The following is a 17546-nucleotide window of genomic DNA, read 5'->3' as shown; positions in this document are numbered from 1 at the left end:
GATCACCTCAAGAAAAATTTAGTTTTGAAGCCATGCCGCAGCATCTTTAGCAAAATACGTAATAATGATATCAGCACCCGCACGTTTCATGGCTGTTAATTTCTCCAGAACCAATTGCTGTTCATCAATCCAGCCATTCAATGCAGCTGCTTTTATCATAGCATATTCACCACTTACATTGTAAGCAACAACCGGCGTATCAAAATGATTGCGCACGTCACGAACGATATCCAGGAATGATAAAGCAGGTTTAACGATTAAAAAGTCTGCACCCTCGTCGACGTCTGTCCCTGCTTCTCTTAATGCTTCACGGCGGTTGGACGGATCCATTTGATACGTCTTGCGATCACCAAATTGCGGCGCGCTGCCCGCTGCCTCCCGGAATGGACCGAAGAATGCCGAGGCATATTTGACCGCATAAGACATAATTGGAATATTTTCAAATCCTGCTTCATCCAGTGCCTGCCGAATCACCGTTACAAATCCGTCCATCATGCTGGATGGGGCAATAACATCTGCACCCGCTTCTGCTTGTGAAACAGCTGTTTTGGCATGCAGTTCCAGTGATTTATCATTATCAACATCACCATTGTGAATCACGCCGCAATGGCCGTGTGATGTATACTCACATAAACACGTGTCAACGAGGACGAGCATGTCCGGTGCCTCTTGTTTAATAAGCCGTGTGGCCTTTTGAACAATGCCATCTTCCGCGTAAGCTCCACTGCCCTGTTCATCTTTTTCATCCGGAACACCAAACAGCATCACCGACTTGATACCGAGTGCTTGCAATTCATCCATTTCCTGTTTCAGCTGATCAAGCGATAGTTGATAAACGCCTGGCATTGAGGGAACTTCATGTTTGATAGCGTCGCCCTCTGTAATAAATAGCGGATAAACCAAATCATCTGTAGTCAAGTGATTTTCACGGACAAGCGATCGCATTGCTGCGGATGAACGCAGACGACGATGCCTTTTAAATTCCCATGTCTGTTGCATGATTATCGGTCCTTTCAATTCTTTGTAAAATAAGTTTCCAGTCTCCTCACCATACCACCGATTGTAAATTCCTCCGGGACAAGCAGATTGCGAAATCCAAATGACGCTGCCCTTTGTTCGGTTGTTGTCCCAATACAACAGATAGGCGTCGCATCTGCAAGCGGAACGTTTTTCATCTCCATGAAGGCATTAACTGACGACGGACTGGTAAATGTTATGGCATCAAATCTCTGCTGGGTGATTGTAGCATTGAGCTGGTCTTTCATCTCATGATGAACGTCTGTTCTGTACACCTCCATGGTATTATAACGAATCCCCTGTTCGTTGAACCATACAGGCAGTATACGCCGGGATAAGTTGCCCTGGATAAGCAATACGGGTTCTTCCAGTTGTGTGTGTTCAGAGAAAAACTCACGCGTCATCGTCTCGGCATTATAGGTTGTTGGTATGAAATCAGCCTGATACCCATAGCTTTCCAGCACACGTGCCGTTTTACGGCCTACAGCCGCAAACTTGCTGCCGGCTGTAAAATCCTGCACTGCCTGTTCCTCGCTTAGAAAGTTAAAAAAACAGGACACGCCATTAGCACTCGTGAAAAACAGCCATTTGTATGTGCCTGGGCTGCGGAGAAGCTCTTTGTTGGACGTATGATGCTGACAAGTGATTTTCAGCAGCGGCACTTGAACGGGCACACCGCCATACTGCGAAATCTGATCGGCAAAAACACTGGCTTGTTTTTCCTCACGGGTGATCAGAATCTGTTTTCCTTGTAACCCGGAGACCATTAACTGTCAAGCTCCTCTTTTATCTGCTCAATAATGTCTTTAGCACCGCGACCGATTAATTTATTCGCTGCTTCTGCGCCAACCTCTTCCGGATCCGTTCCCTGCACATTTTCCCGTAACAGCGTTTCACCATCGGTTGTGCCAACAAACGCCGTCATATGAATATCACCATTTTCCAGCCGTGCGTGACCGCCAACCGGTACCGAGCAGCTGCCTTCAAGTATTTTGAGGAGTGTTCTTTCCGCCGTCACCGTTTGTGCTGTTTCCTGATCATGAATGAGAGCTAAAAGGTCGCGCAGCTCGTAATCTTCTTCCCGGCACTCAATCGCCAGTGCACCCTGTCCGACAGAAGGAACACATACGTCAGGCTCCAAATACTCAGTAATCAGTTCCTCGCTTAAACCAACACGTTTTAACCCGGAAACAGCCAGTACAATAGCATCATAGTCTTCTTCATACAATTTCCGGATGCGTGACTCAATATTTCCCCTGATCCAGCTGATCTCCAGGTCAGGGCGTTCCGCCAGTATTTGAGCCTTACGCCTTAAACTGCTGGTACCAACAATGGATCCTGCCGGTAAGTCTTTCAATGGAATGTCATCTTTGGCAATCCAGGCATCACGGTGATCCTCTCTGACCGGAATCGTTGTGATAACGAGCCCTTCAGGCATTTCTGATGGGACGTCCTTCATACTATGGACAGCCATATCAATTTCCTTGTTGAACATGGCCTTTTCAATTTCCTTAACAAACAGCGCTTTGCCGCCAACTTTAGACAAGGTTACATTCAAAATCCGGTCACCTTGTGTGACAATTTTTTCAACCTGAATATCGTTCGTAATACCAGCTTGTTTCAATTGATCAATAACCCAATCTGTCTGGGTCAGGGCAAGATTGCTCTTTCTCGTTCCTGCGACAATTTGACGCATCCGGAATCCTCCTTACGTCTTCTACGGCAGATGAAAGTTCGATAAACTGCTAAACAGAAAGAAATTAATTAATAAAAGCAGAAAGGCTGCCGAATTATAGCTGGAAATAGCTTTTCCCTGATAGCCTTTACCTAATCTCAGCACAAGATATAGGACATAGAGTCCGAGAACAAGCAGTGATCCGAGCGTTTTCAGATCAAACCAGTAAAATTCAGCGCCGGCAAAATACGCCCAGGTTACCCCGAGTACGATTGCAATCGTTAGTAATGGAACCCCGAGCGTTATAGCTTTAAACGAGTACGTATCGAGCTGAGACAGATCACCAATCTGCCATACCCAGCGAAAACCTTTTTTCCGTTTCAAAAGCCTGTATTGAATAAGATACATGAGAGAAAAAATAAACGAAACGGTGAAAAAACCATACGCAGCGAAGGCCAGAGTGATATGCGCTATCAGCATCTCATGAATCAGGCCAGCCCCTTGTTCAGGCGCTTGCTCTGACATTTTGGCTGAGATCGAGAATAAAAGCGTAAAAAACCCAAGCAAGTTCAAAAAGAACAGCGTTAACTGAGCACGTGAAAATTTACTGATAACAAGTGAAAAAGAAATAAGAATCCAGGAATAAAACAAAAGCCCGTCATTCAGCGTTAAGACCGGAAAGCCTTTTTCTACAAAAACTTGCTGCAATAAAAACACCGTTTGCAAGAGCCAAACCACACACAGGAGCCAGAAGGCCATTCTGCTGACCCTCCGGTCGGGTTGTATAAAATCGATAAAATACCCTACGAGACTCAAACTATAAATGACCAGTATTATTTCCTGAAACCATTTAACTGCGTCCATAACAGCAACCCTTTCCTGTTAAGGCGATGATAAACTGTTCGTAGCCGGAGAAGGCGTATGTTCATTTAAATTCGTACTGCTGTATTTTTCCGCCTGTCTCTCTGATTCCTCATTAACTTCATCTTCTATTCCAAAAGTCGCAATAAATTGCTGGAGCGCTTCCTCTTTTCTATCAGCTGCAGCTAACTCTTTTGCTTGTGTTACCGGCTGTTTTAACAGCTGGTTGATAATGCTTTTTGTATGTTTATTCAAGACCTTTTTTTCACGTTCAGTTAAGTCAGGCATTTTCCGCTCAATGCTTTTCATCGTTTCCGTTTGAATGGCCAGTGCTTTCTTTCGAAGTCCCGATATAACTGGAACAACGCCCAGTGTCTGGACCCATTCATTAAAAGCAGCAATCTCATCATCAAGCATTGTTTCAACACCTTCTGCAGCTGCTTTTCTGGATGCCAGATTTTCGTCAACGACATGCTGCAGATCATCAATATCATACAAAAATACATCATCGAGCTCGCCAATTTTTGGATCCATGTCTCTTGGAACAGCAATATCAACCATGAAAAGTGGCCGCCCTTTGCGTTTTCGCTGCACGGTTTCCATAAAGTCTCTGGTTAATACAACAGAATCAGAAGCTGTTGAGCTAATCAGAATATCCGCATTCTGCAGTTGTTCCTGCAGTTGTTCAATCGGTTTCGCCTGACCCTGAAAAGTTTGTGCCAGAGACTCGGCCTTGGCAAATGTCCGGTTAACAACAGTGATGTCAGAAGCTCCTGATCCATGCATGTTTTTCGCGGCTAGTTCGCCCATTTCACCAGCACCGTGAATAACGACATGCCGTTTCTGTAAATCACCAAATATCTTCCTGGCAAGTTCCACCGCGGCATAACTGACCGATACTGCCTGCTGGCCAATGGTTGTGTCTTTATGAACTTTTTTGGCAAACGTAACTGCTCGTTTGAACAATTCATTAAAAATCGTTCCAGTCGTTTGTTGTTTTTGTGCCGTAGAAAAAGCAGCCTTCATTTGGCCTATTATCTGGGTCTCGCCTAAGACTATTGAGTCCAGTCCGGTTGTCACACGGAACAAGTGATCAACTGCTTCGTCACCTTCAGCTATACGCAGATAAGATGACAAAAAACTCAAGTCAACCTGAAACCAATCAGCCAAAAACTGTTTAATATAATAACGCCCTGTATGAGCCTGATCAACTACAGCAAAAACTTCCGTCCGATTGCACGTGGAGATAATCACATCTTCAAGAATACTTTTTTGTCTCTTGAGCTGCACCATTGCCTGATCGAGCTTATCTTCAGAAATCACATACCGTTCTCTGATTTCCAGAGGGGCTGATTTATAATCAAAACCAACTTTAAGTAAATCCATTGCTATACCCCCAACAAAACATCAGTTAATCTTTATTATAACATGAATAGACGTCGAACGTTATTTAAAATGTGAACGGACTTTGAAACCCAAACACGTGTTGAATAAAGCATTCCGTCACTAGCCCATAGAAATTTCAAAATATCAGCTTAAATACTATTAGGTTAGATACGAATCCTTCCGGTATACCGGAAGGATCATATCTAATCAGATATATTGTCTGATTCTGCGCCAGACGTCATCCTTTCCCTCACCCGTTTCAGCGGAAAAGGGTATAATCGCATCCTCAGGTTCAATATTGAATGCTTGAGTTGTCTGGCTCAAATGTTTAGCGCGCTTGCCTTTTGAGATTTTGTCAAGCTTCGTTGCAACGATCAAAACCGGCAGTTCAAAGTATTTCAAGTAATCATACATCTGCACATCTCCATCAGTCGGTTCATGTCGTATATCCGTTATCAGCATACCAGCCTTCAGCACATCACGCGTCGCAAAATATTCCTCCATCATGACACCCCACTTTTGACGCTCCTGTTTCGATACTTTGGCATAACCATAACCAGGAGCATCAACAAAGTAGAATAGGTCATTGATTTTATAAAAATTCAACGTTTGTGTTTTGCCAGGCTTTGAGGAGGTACGGGCCAGATTTTTTCGCTGAATAAGCTTATTGATAAATGACGATTTCCCGACATTGGAACGGCCGGCCAGAGCGATCTCAGGAAGCTTGTCAGCCGGGTACTGTTTTTGGCTCACGGCACTTATGACGATTTCAGCATTTGTTACTTTCATGTTTTCTCCTCCGTCAGTGCATGTGTTAACACTTGGTCTAAGTGATTAACTTTGATAAAGGTTAACGCGTCACGCACACTTGTGGGTATGTCTTCGATATCTTTGGCGTTGTCTTCTGGAATAATAATGGTCGTGAGCCCAGCACGATGGGCACTCAATGATTTCTCTTTCAATCCGCCTATCGGTAATACACGACCACGCAGTGTTATTTCTCCCGTCATGCCTACTTCTTTCTTAACAACCCGTCCTGTCAGAGCCGATATAAGAGCTGTAGCCATCGTGATGCCAGCTGAAGGTCCGTCTTTGGGCGTGGCACCTTCGGGAACATGAATATGAATATCATATTTGTCATGAAAGTCCGGGTCAATTTCGAGTTCTTCTGCACGCGCCCGGATATAGCTGAAGGCAGCCTGGGCAGATTCTTGCATGACATCACCTAGTTTCCCGGTGAGAGTTAATTTGCCCTTCCCGGGATAATGTGATACTTCAATCGATAACGTGTCACCGCCAGCCGTCGTATAAGCGAGCCCTGTTGCTGCTCCAATTTGATTCTCTTCTTCCATTTGTCCATATCGGAAAAGCGGTTTACCCAGAAGTTCCTCTAATTTCTTCTCCGTGACAATAACGCGCTTTTTTTCACCGGAAATCATGATTCTCGCCGCTTTCCGGCAGAGATTAGCCAGCTGCCGTTCCAAGCCGCGAACACCTGCTTCACGTGTGTACATTCGAATTAACTTCAACAGTGCTTCTTCACGGATCTGCAGGTCACTTTTGCCCAATCCATTTTCCATCAGCTGCTTCGGCAATAAGTGATCTTTAGCGATGTGTAATTTCTCAATTTCAGTATAGCCGGAAATGGTAATCAGTTCCATACGATCCCGCAGTGGTTCCGGTATGCTGCCTGCATCGTTAGCCGTCGTAATAAACATGACATTGGATAAATCGTACGTTTCTTCAATGTAGTGGTCGCTGAACTGATTGTTCTGTTCCGGATCCAGCACTTCAAGCATCGCAGACGACGGATCACCATTGAAATGACTGGCCATTTTATCCACTTCATCGAGCAAAAACACGGGGTTAACCGTTTCTGCTTTTTTCATTCCTTGTATAATACGACCGGGCATCGCACCAATATAAGTACGTCTGTGTCCACGAATTTCAGCTTCGTCACGAACACCCCCGAGCGACATGCGAACAAAATGCCGGTTAATCGTGCGGGCGATCGATTGAGCCAGTGATGTCTTACCAACACCAGGCGGACCGACCAGACACAGAATCGGACCCTTAATCGATTGAGTCAGTTTTCGAACGGACAGATACTCAAGCACACGTTCCTTTACTTTTTCAAGTCCATAATGATCCTCATGGAGCGTTGCTTCAGCTCGATCAATTTCAAACGTATCTTCGGTCTGAACTGTCCATGGCAATGCCACCAGCCACTCAATATAATTTTGAATGATCGAACTCTCCCCTGAGCTTTGGGGGACTTTTTCAAATCGTGCGAGTTCTTTTCTGGCCGCATCAGCTACCCGGCCGGGCATATCAGAAGCCTCAATTTTTTCACGGAGCTCTTCAGCGTCTCCGGATTTGCCGTCTTTCTCACCCAATTCCGTCTGGATAGCTTTTAGCTGTTCCCGCAAATAATATTCCTTTTGCGTTTTTTCCATCGACTGTTTGACACGCTGTCCAATCTGTTTTTCGAGATCCAGTACATTTTTCTCGTTTGAAAGCAACTCCAGCAAATGGTTCAAACGTTCTTTGACATTCACCATTCCCAAAAGATTTTCCTTGTCTGGTATTTTCAGAGACAAATGTGAGGTTACAATATCGGCCAGTCTGCCTGGTTCTTGAATATCAGAAACAGCAGCCAGTGTTTCGTTTGTCAGTTTTTCTGAGACATTTATGTATCGCTCAAATTGGTTGAGCAAGGAACGCTTTAATGCTTCCTCTTCATCCGCATCATCGTGTTCATCTGTCAGTTCATTGATGTCAACTGCGAGCATTTTATCGTCATCTGTAAATTGGTTGACTTCCGCGCGATAAAGACCTTCCACCAGGATTCTTATCGTTCCATTGGGAAGTGTCATCATCTGTTTAATATACGCGACTGTTCCCACTGGATAAACATCGCTGGGTCCAGGCTCCTTAACACTCACTTGCTTCTGGGCCGCAAGGAAAATCGTCTTATCTTCCATCTTAGCCTTTTCCAGAGCAGCGACTGATTTATCACGGCCAGCATCGATATGCAGCACCATGGAAGGGAAAACAAGCAGCCCGCGCAATGGTAGAAGAGGAAGTTGTATCGATTCTTTAGTCATTTTGTAAGGTACCTCCATCAAGACTGGGTTTCAAGCTCTAATCTGCAGGCAGCCATTTATCATTCGAAATATGTGAGAGCTGACGTTAGCTCATGTATTCAGCATACAACATAGAAAGAGACTGACACCAACTATTGGACTTCTGCTCCTGAAATGCCATCTTGAGCGAAGTCAAATAAATGCCAGTCTCTGACTCATTTCAGTTAATTTGTTGACTTAAGCACTTTCTTTGGGAAGTTTTTCGTTTTCATCCTGAACCGTGCCGTCCTGGAATACGACCTTAGGACGCCCGTTCTTTTTCTCGACCGTATCTTTTGTGATGATACATTTACTAAGATCCTCGCGTGTCGGTATCTCAAACATAACATCAAGCATGATACTTTCAATGATGGAACGCAGCCCGCGTGCACCCGTTTTCCGTTCGATTGACCGATTCGCTATTGACCGGAGAGCCTCATCTTCAAACTCGAGATCAACATTATCGATTTCAAACAGTTTTTCATATTGCTTAACAAGAGCGTTCTTCGGCTGTGTCAGAATGTCGACCAGTGCATTCTCATCCAGCTGTGCCAGACTGGCAACAACCGGAATTCTTCCGATGAACTCAGGTATCAGCCCATATTGCAAGAGATCTTCCGGCAGGATTTGCTGCAGCAATTCACTGTCATCCATATCCTGCTGGGCATCATCCGAACCGAAACCAATAACCTTTTTCCCAAGACGGCGTTTAATGATCTGGTCAATACCATCAAAAGCACCACCGACAATAAACAGAACATTCGTTGTATCAATCTGAATGAATTCCTGATGCGGATGCTTACGACCACCCTGTGGCGGCACACTGGCAACTGTACCTTCCAGTATCTTCAAGAGAGCCTGCTGAACACCTTCACCGGATACGTCACGTGTGATGGACGTATTTTCCGATTTACGGGCAACTTTGTCAATTTCATCGATATAAATAATACCTTTTTCAGCTTTTTCAACATCATAATCAGCCGTCTGGAGCAGCTTCAGCAGAATGTTTTCCACATCCTCACCGACATAGCCAGCTTCTGTCAGCGAAGTAGCATCTGCCATGGTAAAAGGAACATTCAAAATCCGTGCCAAAGTTTGCGCCAGCAGTGTCTTACCGGAGCCGGTCGGGCCAAGCATAGCAATGTTACTCTTTGACAGTTCAACATCATCGGCATTATTTTTGGGTGCATTGATTCGTTTATAATGATTATAAACCGCTACAGACAGGTTCTTTTTAGCTTCATCCTGACCGATGACATATTCATTCAGCATCCCGTTAATCTCATTCGGCTTAGGCAATTCTTCAAATTCCGTTGCCTCTTCCGTTCCCAGTTCTTCTTCTACAATTTCAGTGCAAAGTTCAATACATTCATCACATATATAAACACCTGGGCCAGCTACTAACTTGCGAACCTGGTCTTGACCCTTTCCGCAAAATGAGCATTTCAATTGCCCTTTTTCTTCATTAAATTTAAACATGCATTTCACTCCTAAAGTTTAAATCTGCTACTTGTCATATGACCTTCATTAACTTATCGTCATCATATCAAATGACTATGCGAAAACAAAATAATAACGCTTTTTCAAACGTCGTTTTACTTAAATTGGCAGCAGATCCAGAAAGACTGGCATATCGTTGGCTGTTTCATTCTTTCATTAGCGTATGCCAAGAGTACAGGATAGATAACAAAAATAACCTAACAGTTTAAAACAAGGTGCGTAACACCGCACCTTGTTTTAACATCTTATTAACTTAAAGTCAGGGTTAGACCGTTTGACTATGGTCAACTAAAAACTCAATCGATTTTGTTCCCTTCAATTCTTCTTTAAGTGCATCGGTATTTCCGCCGAGCATTTGTTTCAGCTGATCAGCATCTGTACCATACATCGAGGCCATTTTGTCGATTTCTTTATCAACATCTTCATCGGTGACTTCCAGGTTTTCCTGATAATAAACAGCTTCCAGCGTCAAATTCGTTTTGACACGTTTCTGAGCATCCTCACGCATCTGGTCTTTCAGAGCTTCTTTATCCTGCCCAGAGAATTGGTAGTACATATCCAAAGTCATGCCCTGTGATTGGAGCTGCTGTTCAAATTCCTGCAGCATACGGTCCAATTCCGTTTCGACCATTGCATCCGGAATCGTCACGTCAGCGTTATCAGTGGCTTGCTGGATCAAACTTTCACGCTTTTGATTCTCAGCATCCTGTTCGCGCTGGCTCTGCAATTCTTCTTTTTTCTTCTCTCGCAGCTCGTCCAGCGTTTCAATGTTCTCATCAACGTCTTTAGCGAACTCGTCATCCAAATCTGGCAGTTCTTTTGTTTTAATATCATGTATTTTAACCTCGAACACCGCTTCTTTGCCTGCCAGATTCTCAGCATGATAATCTTCAGGGAACGTCAGCTGAAGTTCGGTTTCCTCGCCTGACTGCTTTCCGACTAAAGCTTCTTCAAAACCTGGAACTAACTGGCCTGAACCAATCTCCAATGAGAAATCCTGGGCTTCTCCGCCTTCAAATGCCTCACCATCGGCATAGCCTTTGAAGTCGATTACCGCGGTATCGCCTTGCTCAATACTGCCTTCTTCTTTAACGACCAGCTCAGCTTGCTGTTCACGCTGCTGTTCAATGTCATCTTCAACATCCTGGTCTGTAACCTCAACGGACTGTTCTTCTACTTCCAGTCCTTTATAATCACCTAATGTCACTTCGGGTTTGACGTTAACAGTAGCCTTGAAGATAAGGTCTTTTCCTTTTTCAATCTGGTCAATATCAACATCCGGCTGTTCTATTGGTTCAATACCCGTTTCGTCCACAGCTTTGGAATAAGCATCAGGCAGCACGATATCCACAGCATCCTGATACAGGGACTCAACACCGAATCGTGATTCAAACAATTTACGAGGTACTTTCCCTTTACGGAAACCCGGGATCTCCACATCTTTGACAACTTTTTTAAACGCCTGGTCCAGTGCTTTATCGAACTCATCTGCACTGACGTCAAATGTCAGGACACCCTGATTCCCTTCCTGTTTTTCCCAATTTGCTGACATAACATACCCTCCAAAATCTATTAGTCCTTACATAACATAATAAAAGTCCTCAATATTTCATTCAAATGGTTATGCGTCATTTTGCACCAACTCATTATAACATAAATAGACCGCCTTTCAAGTATGGCAGACCTTTGATTAAGTCTAGGCCTCATCTATAACAGTCGAATAGATTGCTTCGCATGTTTTGATCTCATCAACGTATTTAGATACAGGCTTCCCTTCATTTGTGCGGGTGTTTGCAGGTTTTTGCAAATAATCTTTCCCAATTGCCATCAGGGCGTCCGCAATCGATCCGCCATCAGCTTCATGTGGCATAAATGGATAGCGCACATAAAGATAATGCCGCAACAGCTGAGCCATAAATTGAAAAAGAGTTGGATTTTCCTGTTCCTGATCATCGATGATCCTGGATACCTCCTGCATCACAGGATGGGTACGCAGCGGCGGTACTTGTTCTGGGGCAACCGTCAGATCTGCCCCTAATTTATGTATATGAATTTTTTCCGAAACCCCTGTTTCCTGAAACCAAACAAAAATGGCTGTCTTGGTCACTGGATTCACACGGTCATCAGCGAGCAATGGCTGCACTTGATCTGTTGGTTCAATGGACAGCTTGCGGAGCTGTTCAACAAGTGCATATTGCCGAACATGATTTGCTTCTTCGACGGACCGGAATAAATCGTTTATGTATTCGGTCGTCTTTTCCGCCCGGATCTCTTCGCGCAGTCTTCTGCTGACAGCATGCAGCTGCCTGAACTGTTTGGTCATATCGTCCGGGACTTTTCCTGAAGCCAGTTCCCGGTCAGCTTGATTCATCAGTAATTCATATTGATTTGTCTGGAATAATATCGTCAAGTAGATATGAATGTAGTCATAGTAATGATCGTCATGCCAAGTTAAAAGCGTTTCACAAAAGTCTTGTGCTTCCTGGTAACGATTCAATTCCATCAAGCATATCAGCCGGCCAATATTAATTTCCTGATTATAGATGCCGAAGTCAATTAACTCATTAAGCTTTTCCAGGGCGTCTTCATATCTTTTCTCCTTGATAGCCAAAAGACTCTCATCTTCTAAACGCCAGCGCCACTTTGGAAAAAGAATAACATTTTCCGGCGGATTCGCCATAAATTCACTCCTTTCAGCAGGAATCTGGAAGATCCAATCTCCTTATAACTGGTCAGCAGTTGCAGCATGCTGGCTATATAGTACCATATATAAGTGCTGCGTTAAAATGAATATTATTATACCTGACTATTTCTAAAGTATTAAGCCGCATTTAGCGTCGACGCCATGGGTATAATTTGTTTTGAAATCCCCCTAACTTTGCGAGCGAAATAAGTGGTGGTATCCGCAGACAAGTCGATGCCATCTTTCATTTAGATAGAAAGCCTAATAAACTAGAGTCAGTCATTTTTAGTATTGACTTTCTGACTGACGAAAACGAGTCGAAGGCAAAATAGACATGAACTTAAACTTAAAAGGAGAAACAACCATGATCAAATCGAACTTGAAGGAATTATTACACTCCAGAGATATTTCCATCCGGGAATTTTCAAGAAGAATAGGCTACCGGTACGAAAGTGTACGCCAATTATACCAAGGAAACAACGACCGTATTCCAGTTCCTTTAGTTGAGCGCATTTGTAAGGAGTTGAACTGTGATGTAGGCGATCTCTTCACCTACATACCTTCATAAAAGATAGTGAAAGCACGGACTGATGCCATGTATAACTGACCGTCAGTTACTTGACTGATATGGATTGGATATCTCAGTATATAAAAGAGCCTGAACCCTTATATGGCAAGAGATTCAGGCTCTTTTTAATGAAGTGTCCCAGGCAGGACTCGAACCTGCGGCCTATAGCTTAGAAGGCTATTGCTCTATCCACCTGAGCTACTGGGACATTTTGATACATAGAGCGGGTGATAGGAATCGAACCCACGACATCAGCTTGGAAGGCTGAGGTTTTACCACTAAACTACACTCGCATGTAACCTTTTACAGACAACGTTAATTATATTTATTTCCTGGCAATTTGTCAATAGATATCTGTATATAACATTTCTTTTTATATGCTGAAACGGATGGCTGCAGAAATCGACAAGACTGCCGATTTCTTCACTTCATCTCGCCGGCCAGCCGATTATGATAAAGAGACTGTCATTGATAAGTCTTGAACAAGGTCACCATCCGCTGTATAGAAATAGATATCAATGCTGTCCGGCTTGTCCCAGTCCATTAGCACATATGTTTTCTCGCTTCGTCCCCGGGGCAGAAGAATACTTCCTGGATTAATAAGGATTTGATTGCCAATTTTCTCTGCACCTGCCATATGTGTATGGCCAAAACAAACGACTTGCGCATGTTCTTCTTCAGCCCGGTACGCAATTGCAATCGGGTTTGTTTTGACCTCATGGAGATGTCCGTGTGCGATAAAAAATGTTATATCCTCAATAGTGCTGACTTGTTCCTCTGGGTATCTAGCATCTATATCACAATTGCCGCCTACTTTAATGAATCCTTTCAGTGCTGGATCATCCATTTCCAATTCCGAATCACCGCAGTGAATTTGATAATCAGGGCGGTGCCGTTGCACAATCGTTTTCAATTCCTCTGTTGAACCGTGGCTGTCACTGACAATTAAAACGCTTGTCATTGTATCACCTCAGTTGGCTGCATATGTCTGAACCCATGTTTCCAATTGATCCATGGCCTTACGACGATGGCTGATCCGGTTTTTTTCATCTGAAGAAAGCTCTGCCATTGTTTGCGTATAACCATCAGGAATAAACACCGAATCATAACCAAAACCGTTGACACCTGCTTGCTCAGTATTTATTATCCCCTCACAGAAGCCTGTTTTAAAAATGGTTGCGTCACCAGGGATGGCCACGGCCAGTACACAAACAAAGTGAGCGGTCCGGTCAGGCATGTCGATTCCGTCCAGTTCGTGCAGTACTTTATCAATATTTGTTTGATCATTTTTTGGTTCTCCGGCGTATCTCGCTGAAAAAATGCCAGGACGTCCATCCAACGCATCGATGACAAGTCCTGAGTCGTCAGCCAAGACAGGTTTCTGCAGCCATTCAGCAATCTGTTCTGCCTTTAAAGCTGCATTTTCCGCAAAAGTTGTACCCGTTTCCTCAATATCGGCGATTTCCTGAGACAATTCCGGAAGCGAGATGGCATTTATTGAATACCTGGAAAAAAAGGTTTTAAATTCATTTGCTTTACCTGCATTTTTTGTGGCAATTATAATCTCGTTCAAGGCGTATCTTCCTTTGTTTGTTTTGTTTCACCAATTCGTTCAGCAGACGTCCCAAGTATCGTTTTCTGCACAGCATTCAATTCTTGCATACCATTTTCGGCAAGTCCGAGCATGGTTTGCAGCTGTCCGCCTGTGAAAGTCGCTTCCTCGCCGGTTCCCTGTATTTCAATGAACTCATTCGCCCCTGTCATCACAATGTTCATATCAACAGCTGCTTCAGAGTCCTCTTCATAGTCTAAATCAAGCAAAGCTGTCCCATCGGGCGCAATACCAACCGAAACAGCTGCCATAAATTCTGTCACGGGCATTTTTTTAATGGTCCCATTCTGCAGAAGCTTATCAAATGCCAATACCACAGCAACAAAAGCACCGGTAATGGATGCGGTTCTCGTGCCGCCATCTGCCTGCAGGACATCACAATCCACCCAGACAGTACGTTCACCAATTTGTTTCAGATCGACAACTGATCTTAATGCACGTCCGATTAAACGCTGGATTTCCATTGTGCGTCCGCTTACCTTGCCTTTGGACGATTCACGTACATTACGCTGCTGTGTTGCTCTTGGAAGCATGGCATATTCTGCTGTGATCCAGCCTTTTTTCTGACCCCGCATAAAAGGAGGCACCCGATCTTCAATACTTGCATTACAAATAACTTTCGTATCACCACATTCAATCATAACGGAACCTTCCGGATGTTTAATATACCCTGGCGTTATGGTGATCGGTCGTAATTCATTATAGTCTCGCTGATCATGTCTCACTGACCCTAACCTCCTTCATAATGCGTCAGTTTATATATTAACATATTTTTTACCCGTAAACATAAATTATGAATTGCTCTGCCAGAAAAAGAAAAAAGACTGCTGAGCACAGTCTTTAGTAACGCTAAGCAATATACATACTAGAGTTTTTCTATGCCTGTAAATGATTGCACTGTAACCGGCTCTGTATAGGCCTTTCCATTTTCATTAAATAATGTTTCAACATCTTCAACTTTGACATCAATCGCTTCAATTTCCTTATCCTGTGTTAAAGTACGAACAAGCGTCCCCATGACATCATTCGAAATGATGGCATCATCGTTGTCCTCCAGCACTTCCTGATTGAATACCATTTCTAATACACCATCATCATCTAATTCCGGATGGCTCGTTAATTCCACAGACTGGTTGAAAACATGCTGCAAATTCGTATCCATTGCGGGTCCCTGCATTAATGCCTGCACTGCTGATTCATAAACATGGTCACTATCCACATTGATATGTTCCGTTACTGGTACGAAATACTTATTATCACCTTGGGCGGACGGATAATACAAAGTTACAGATTCACTGCCCAGCAAGTCAACAGTACCGTTCTGAACCAGATTAATGCCATTAGCCCTTGAATAACCGTCCGCAATAGGCGTTCCATCAACTGGCATGGACTCTTGTGGATTCCCATCAATGCGCAGTTTCATTTCATCGACAGTATCATATTGTGTTAACGTATATGTCATCGCTTCAAGAACTTCCAATTCATCTTCTGCCTTATAATTTTCGAACTCCTTGGAAACATCAACAATCATTGTGCCATTCTCTTCTAAATTAAGCCCCAGAATCTCAGTCCCTGCCGGCAGTACAGCTTCAAACCCGTTTGGCAGGAGCGACGTAACCGGGCCATCTTTCACAAGATACTCCAGTGATTGCTCAGCCACTGCTTTTGAATCCGGTTCAGGTATTTCCAGTTTTTGGGGTGCTACCATTCCATTGGCATCAAATAGATAGAGTTGTCTTTCGACTGTTTCCGATGTCTTATTATCTTGATTTTCTGATTTCTTTTCCTTTCCTTCACCATCTTTATTTTCATCCGATTCACCCTCATCAGTTTTCTCCTTTTTATCATCAGTTGCTTCGGCATCTGGCGGCGGATCCATTTCTTCATTATCCAATGATTGTTCCCCTTGAAAACAGCCCGTTAATATAATCATCATCAGCACTGCCAGGCTCAATGGCAATAATGTGCGCTTCAGCATGTTTTACCCTCCTACGATGGTTTGTACTATTATATATACGAGCCAATACAGATTTTAGACCAATTTAAGCACAAAAAAATTAGAACCCTGTTTGAAAGATAATATCAAAAGGGCTCTAAATAATGGCTTGCTCAATGGTCACAGCCTGGAATCGGTCAACTGATGTTTTGAAAATGGATTCAGTCATTTTGGCGAAGTGACCAATATCGCCTGTTGTGTAAAAACGATGAGCTGGCGGTACTGTTCCTGAAACTAACTGATCATAAAATTCCAGAATGGTACTGGCCTCACGCGCAGTCTCCTCACTCGATGAAATAACGGCTATGTTATGACCCATAACCTCTTGAATCGTTTGCTTAATTAAAGGATAATGCGTGCAGCCAAGAATTAACGTATCAATACGATTATTTCTCTGCAGAGGCTGCAAGGACTGAGATACAATATTGTCAGCGTTGTCTCCTGACATGACACCCTGCTCAACCATTGGAACAAATGACGGACAAGCCAGGGAATCGACGGAGACTTCAGGATTAATTTGCTTCAGTGCCGATGCATAAGCCTGACTTCTGATTGTCCCTTCTGTTCCAATCACGCCAATATGACTGTTTTCAGTATACTTAATAGCCGCTCGTGCTCCAGGCTTAATAACACCAATCACTGGAATCGGTAATTGTTCTTGAAGTTCTTTTAATGTAAACGCTGTCGCAGTATTGCACGCAACGACGAGCATTTTAATAGATTTAGGCAGTAAAAAACGTACCATTTCCCAAGTGAAGCGTTTGATTTCCGTTTCGGACCTCGGCCCATATGGACATCGCAGCGTATCACCTAAGTAGATTAAACTTTCACCCGGCAGCTGGCGCATCAACTCATGTACGACGGTTAGGCCGCCAACCCCGGAATCGACGACACCTATATTCTGACTCACATAATCGCCTCTTCATGCTGTTATGGTTGTTTCAATCATACATTCACTCAGACTTAATAGAGTATAACACAGCCGAATACACATCGCAGTTATTAAGACAAACTATCAGGTGAGCGAATTTCATAATTCATAGCCCTTGCGGCGCAAGGACTTAAAAACGTAAAAAAGGAAGTACCTCCCCAAATCTTGTATAATGGTAGTTGAACTAAAACA

The 17546-nt window shown here is 43.6% G+C and carries 16 protein-coding genes and 2 tRNA genes; 1 reads left to right on the top strand and 17 read right to left on the bottom strand.

The window, feature by feature from the left end:
* Positions 1–18 precede the first annotated feature (18 nt).
* The 10 genes from hemB to ACFQU8_RS12285 all read right to left on the bottom strand — a co-directional run bounded on the left by hemB (position 19) and on the right by ACFQU8_RS12285 (position 12244).
* Positions 19–999 carry a porphobilinogen synthase gene (hemB, locus tag ACFQU8_RS12330; protein WP_382360632.1) on the bottom strand — a complete coding sequence of 327 codons (981 nt, stop codon included), beginning with the start codon at positions 997–999 and terminating at the stop codon, positions 19–21.
* A gap of 14 nt (positions 1000–1013) precedes the next feature.
* Positions 1014–1784 (bottom strand): uroporphyrinogen-III synthase, encoded by a 771-nt coding sequence (locus ACFQU8_RS12325; RefSeq protein ID WP_382360629.1) that lies wholly within the window; start codon positions 1782–1784, stop codon positions 1014–1016.
* Positions 1784–2713 (bottom strand): hydroxymethylbilane synthase, encoded by a 930-nt coding sequence (gene hemC / locus ACFQU8_RS12320; RefSeq protein ID WP_382360626.1) that lies wholly within the window; start codon positions 2711–2713, stop codon positions 1784–1786. The genes ACFQU8_RS12325 and hemC overlap by 1 nt, the downstream gene beginning before the upstream one ends.
* A 21-nt stretch (positions 2714–2734) precedes the next feature.
* Positions 2735–3451 carry a cytochrome c biogenesis protein CcsA gene (gene ccsA / locus ACFQU8_RS12315; RefSeq protein WP_382360623.1) on the bottom strand — a complete coding sequence of 239 codons (717 nt, stop codon included), beginning with the start codon at positions 3449–3451 and terminating at the stop codon, positions 2735–2737.
* A gap of 123 nt (positions 3452–3574) precedes the next feature.
* Positions 3575–4939 carry a glutamyl-tRNA reductase gene (gene hemA / locus ACFQU8_RS12310; protein WP_382360620.1) on the bottom strand — a complete coding sequence of 455 codons (1365 nt, stop codon included), beginning with the start codon at positions 4937–4939 and terminating at the stop codon, positions 3575–3577.
* A gap of 207 nt (positions 4940–5146) precedes the next feature.
* Entirely contained in the window at positions 5147–5728 is a 582-nt protein-coding gene (yihA, locus tag ACFQU8_RS12305; RefSeq protein WP_382360617.1) for a ribosome biogenesis GTP-binding protein YihA/YsxC, read from the bottom strand.
* Complete coding sequence (gene lon / locus ACFQU8_RS12300) at positions 5725–8046, bottom strand: endopeptidase La (protein WP_382360614.1); 2322 nt, start codon at positions 8044–8046, stop codon at positions 5725–5727. Before lon ends, yihA begins: the two co-directional genes overlap by 4 nt.
* A gap of 216 nt (positions 8047–8262) precedes the next feature.
* Positions 8263–9543, bottom strand: coding sequence for an ATP-dependent protease ATP-binding subunit ClpX (gene clpX, locus ACFQU8_RS12295; protein ID WP_382360611.1), 1281 nt, complete (start codon positions 9541–9543; stop codon positions 8263–8265).
* A 286-nt stretch (positions 9544–9829) separates the two neighbouring features.
* On the bottom strand, positions 9830–11116 hold the full coding sequence (gene tig, locus ACFQU8_RS12290; protein WP_382360608.1) for a trigger factor: 1287 nt from the start codon (positions 11114–11116) through the stop codon (positions 9830–9832).
* Positions 11117–11260: 144 nt separating this feature from the next.
* Complete coding sequence (locus ACFQU8_RS12285) at positions 11261–12244, bottom strand: tetratricopeptide repeat protein (protein ID WP_382360606.1); 984 nt, start codon at positions 12242–12244, stop codon at positions 11261–11263.
* Positions 12245–12581: 337 nt separating this feature from the next.
* On the opposite strand from ACFQU8_RS12285, the gene ACFQU8_RS12280 reads away from it, so the two are divergent.
* Positions 12582–12815: a helix-turn-helix domain-containing protein gene (locus ACFQU8_RS12280; RefSeq protein WP_382360603.1), complete on the top strand. Its 234-nt coding sequence runs from the start codon at positions 12582–12584 to the stop codon at positions 12813–12815.
* 134 nt (positions 12816–12949) lie between these two features.
* Here ACFQU8_RS12280 and ACFQU8_RS12275 read toward each other — a convergent pair.
* The 7 genes from ACFQU8_RS12275 to racE form a co-directional block, all read right to left on the bottom strand.
* Positions 12950–13023: transfer RNA gene (locus ACFQU8_RS12275), tRNA-Arg, on the bottom strand.
* A 14-nt stretch (positions 13024–13037) separates the two neighbouring features.
* A tRNA-Gly gene (locus tag ACFQU8_RS12270) sits at positions 13038–13108 on the bottom strand.
* Between the two features lie 155 nt (positions 13109–13263).
* Positions 13264–13776, bottom strand: a complete 513-nt coding sequence (locus ACFQU8_RS12265) for a metallophosphoesterase family protein (protein WP_382360600.1) — start codon at positions 13774–13776, stop codon at positions 13264–13266.
* 9 nt (positions 13777–13785) lie between these two features.
* Entirely contained in the window at positions 13786–14388 is a 603-nt protein-coding gene (locus ACFQU8_RS12260) for an XTP/dITP diphosphatase (protein WP_382360597.1), read from the bottom strand.
* A complete protein-coding gene (gene rph, locus ACFQU8_RS12255; RefSeq protein WP_382360594.1) occupies positions 14385–15152 on the bottom strand; it encodes a ribonuclease PH in 768 nt (255 codons plus the stop codon). Before rph ends, ACFQU8_RS12260 begins: the two co-directional genes overlap by 4 nt.
* Positions 15153–15292: 140 nt before the next feature.
* On the bottom strand, positions 15293–16405 hold the full coding sequence (locus ACFQU8_RS12250) for a GerMN domain-containing protein (RefSeq protein WP_382360591.1): 1113 nt from the start codon (positions 16403–16405) through the stop codon (positions 15293–15295).
* A gap of 115 nt (positions 16406–16520) precedes the next feature.
* Complete coding sequence (gene racE, locus ACFQU8_RS12245; protein ID WP_382360588.1) at positions 16521–17333, bottom strand: glutamate racemase; 813 nt, start codon at positions 17331–17333, stop codon at positions 16521–16523.
* Positions 17334–17546: the final 213 nt, after the last annotated feature.

This window comes from Lentibacillus kimchii, assembly GCF_042666895.1.
Classification (GTDB): Bacteria; Bacillota; Bacilli; order Bacillales; family Amphibacillaceae; genus Lentibacillus; species Lentibacillus kimchii.
Note: the sequence above shows the minus strand (reverse complement) of the source record. Positions and strands in the feature narration are given on the sequence as shown.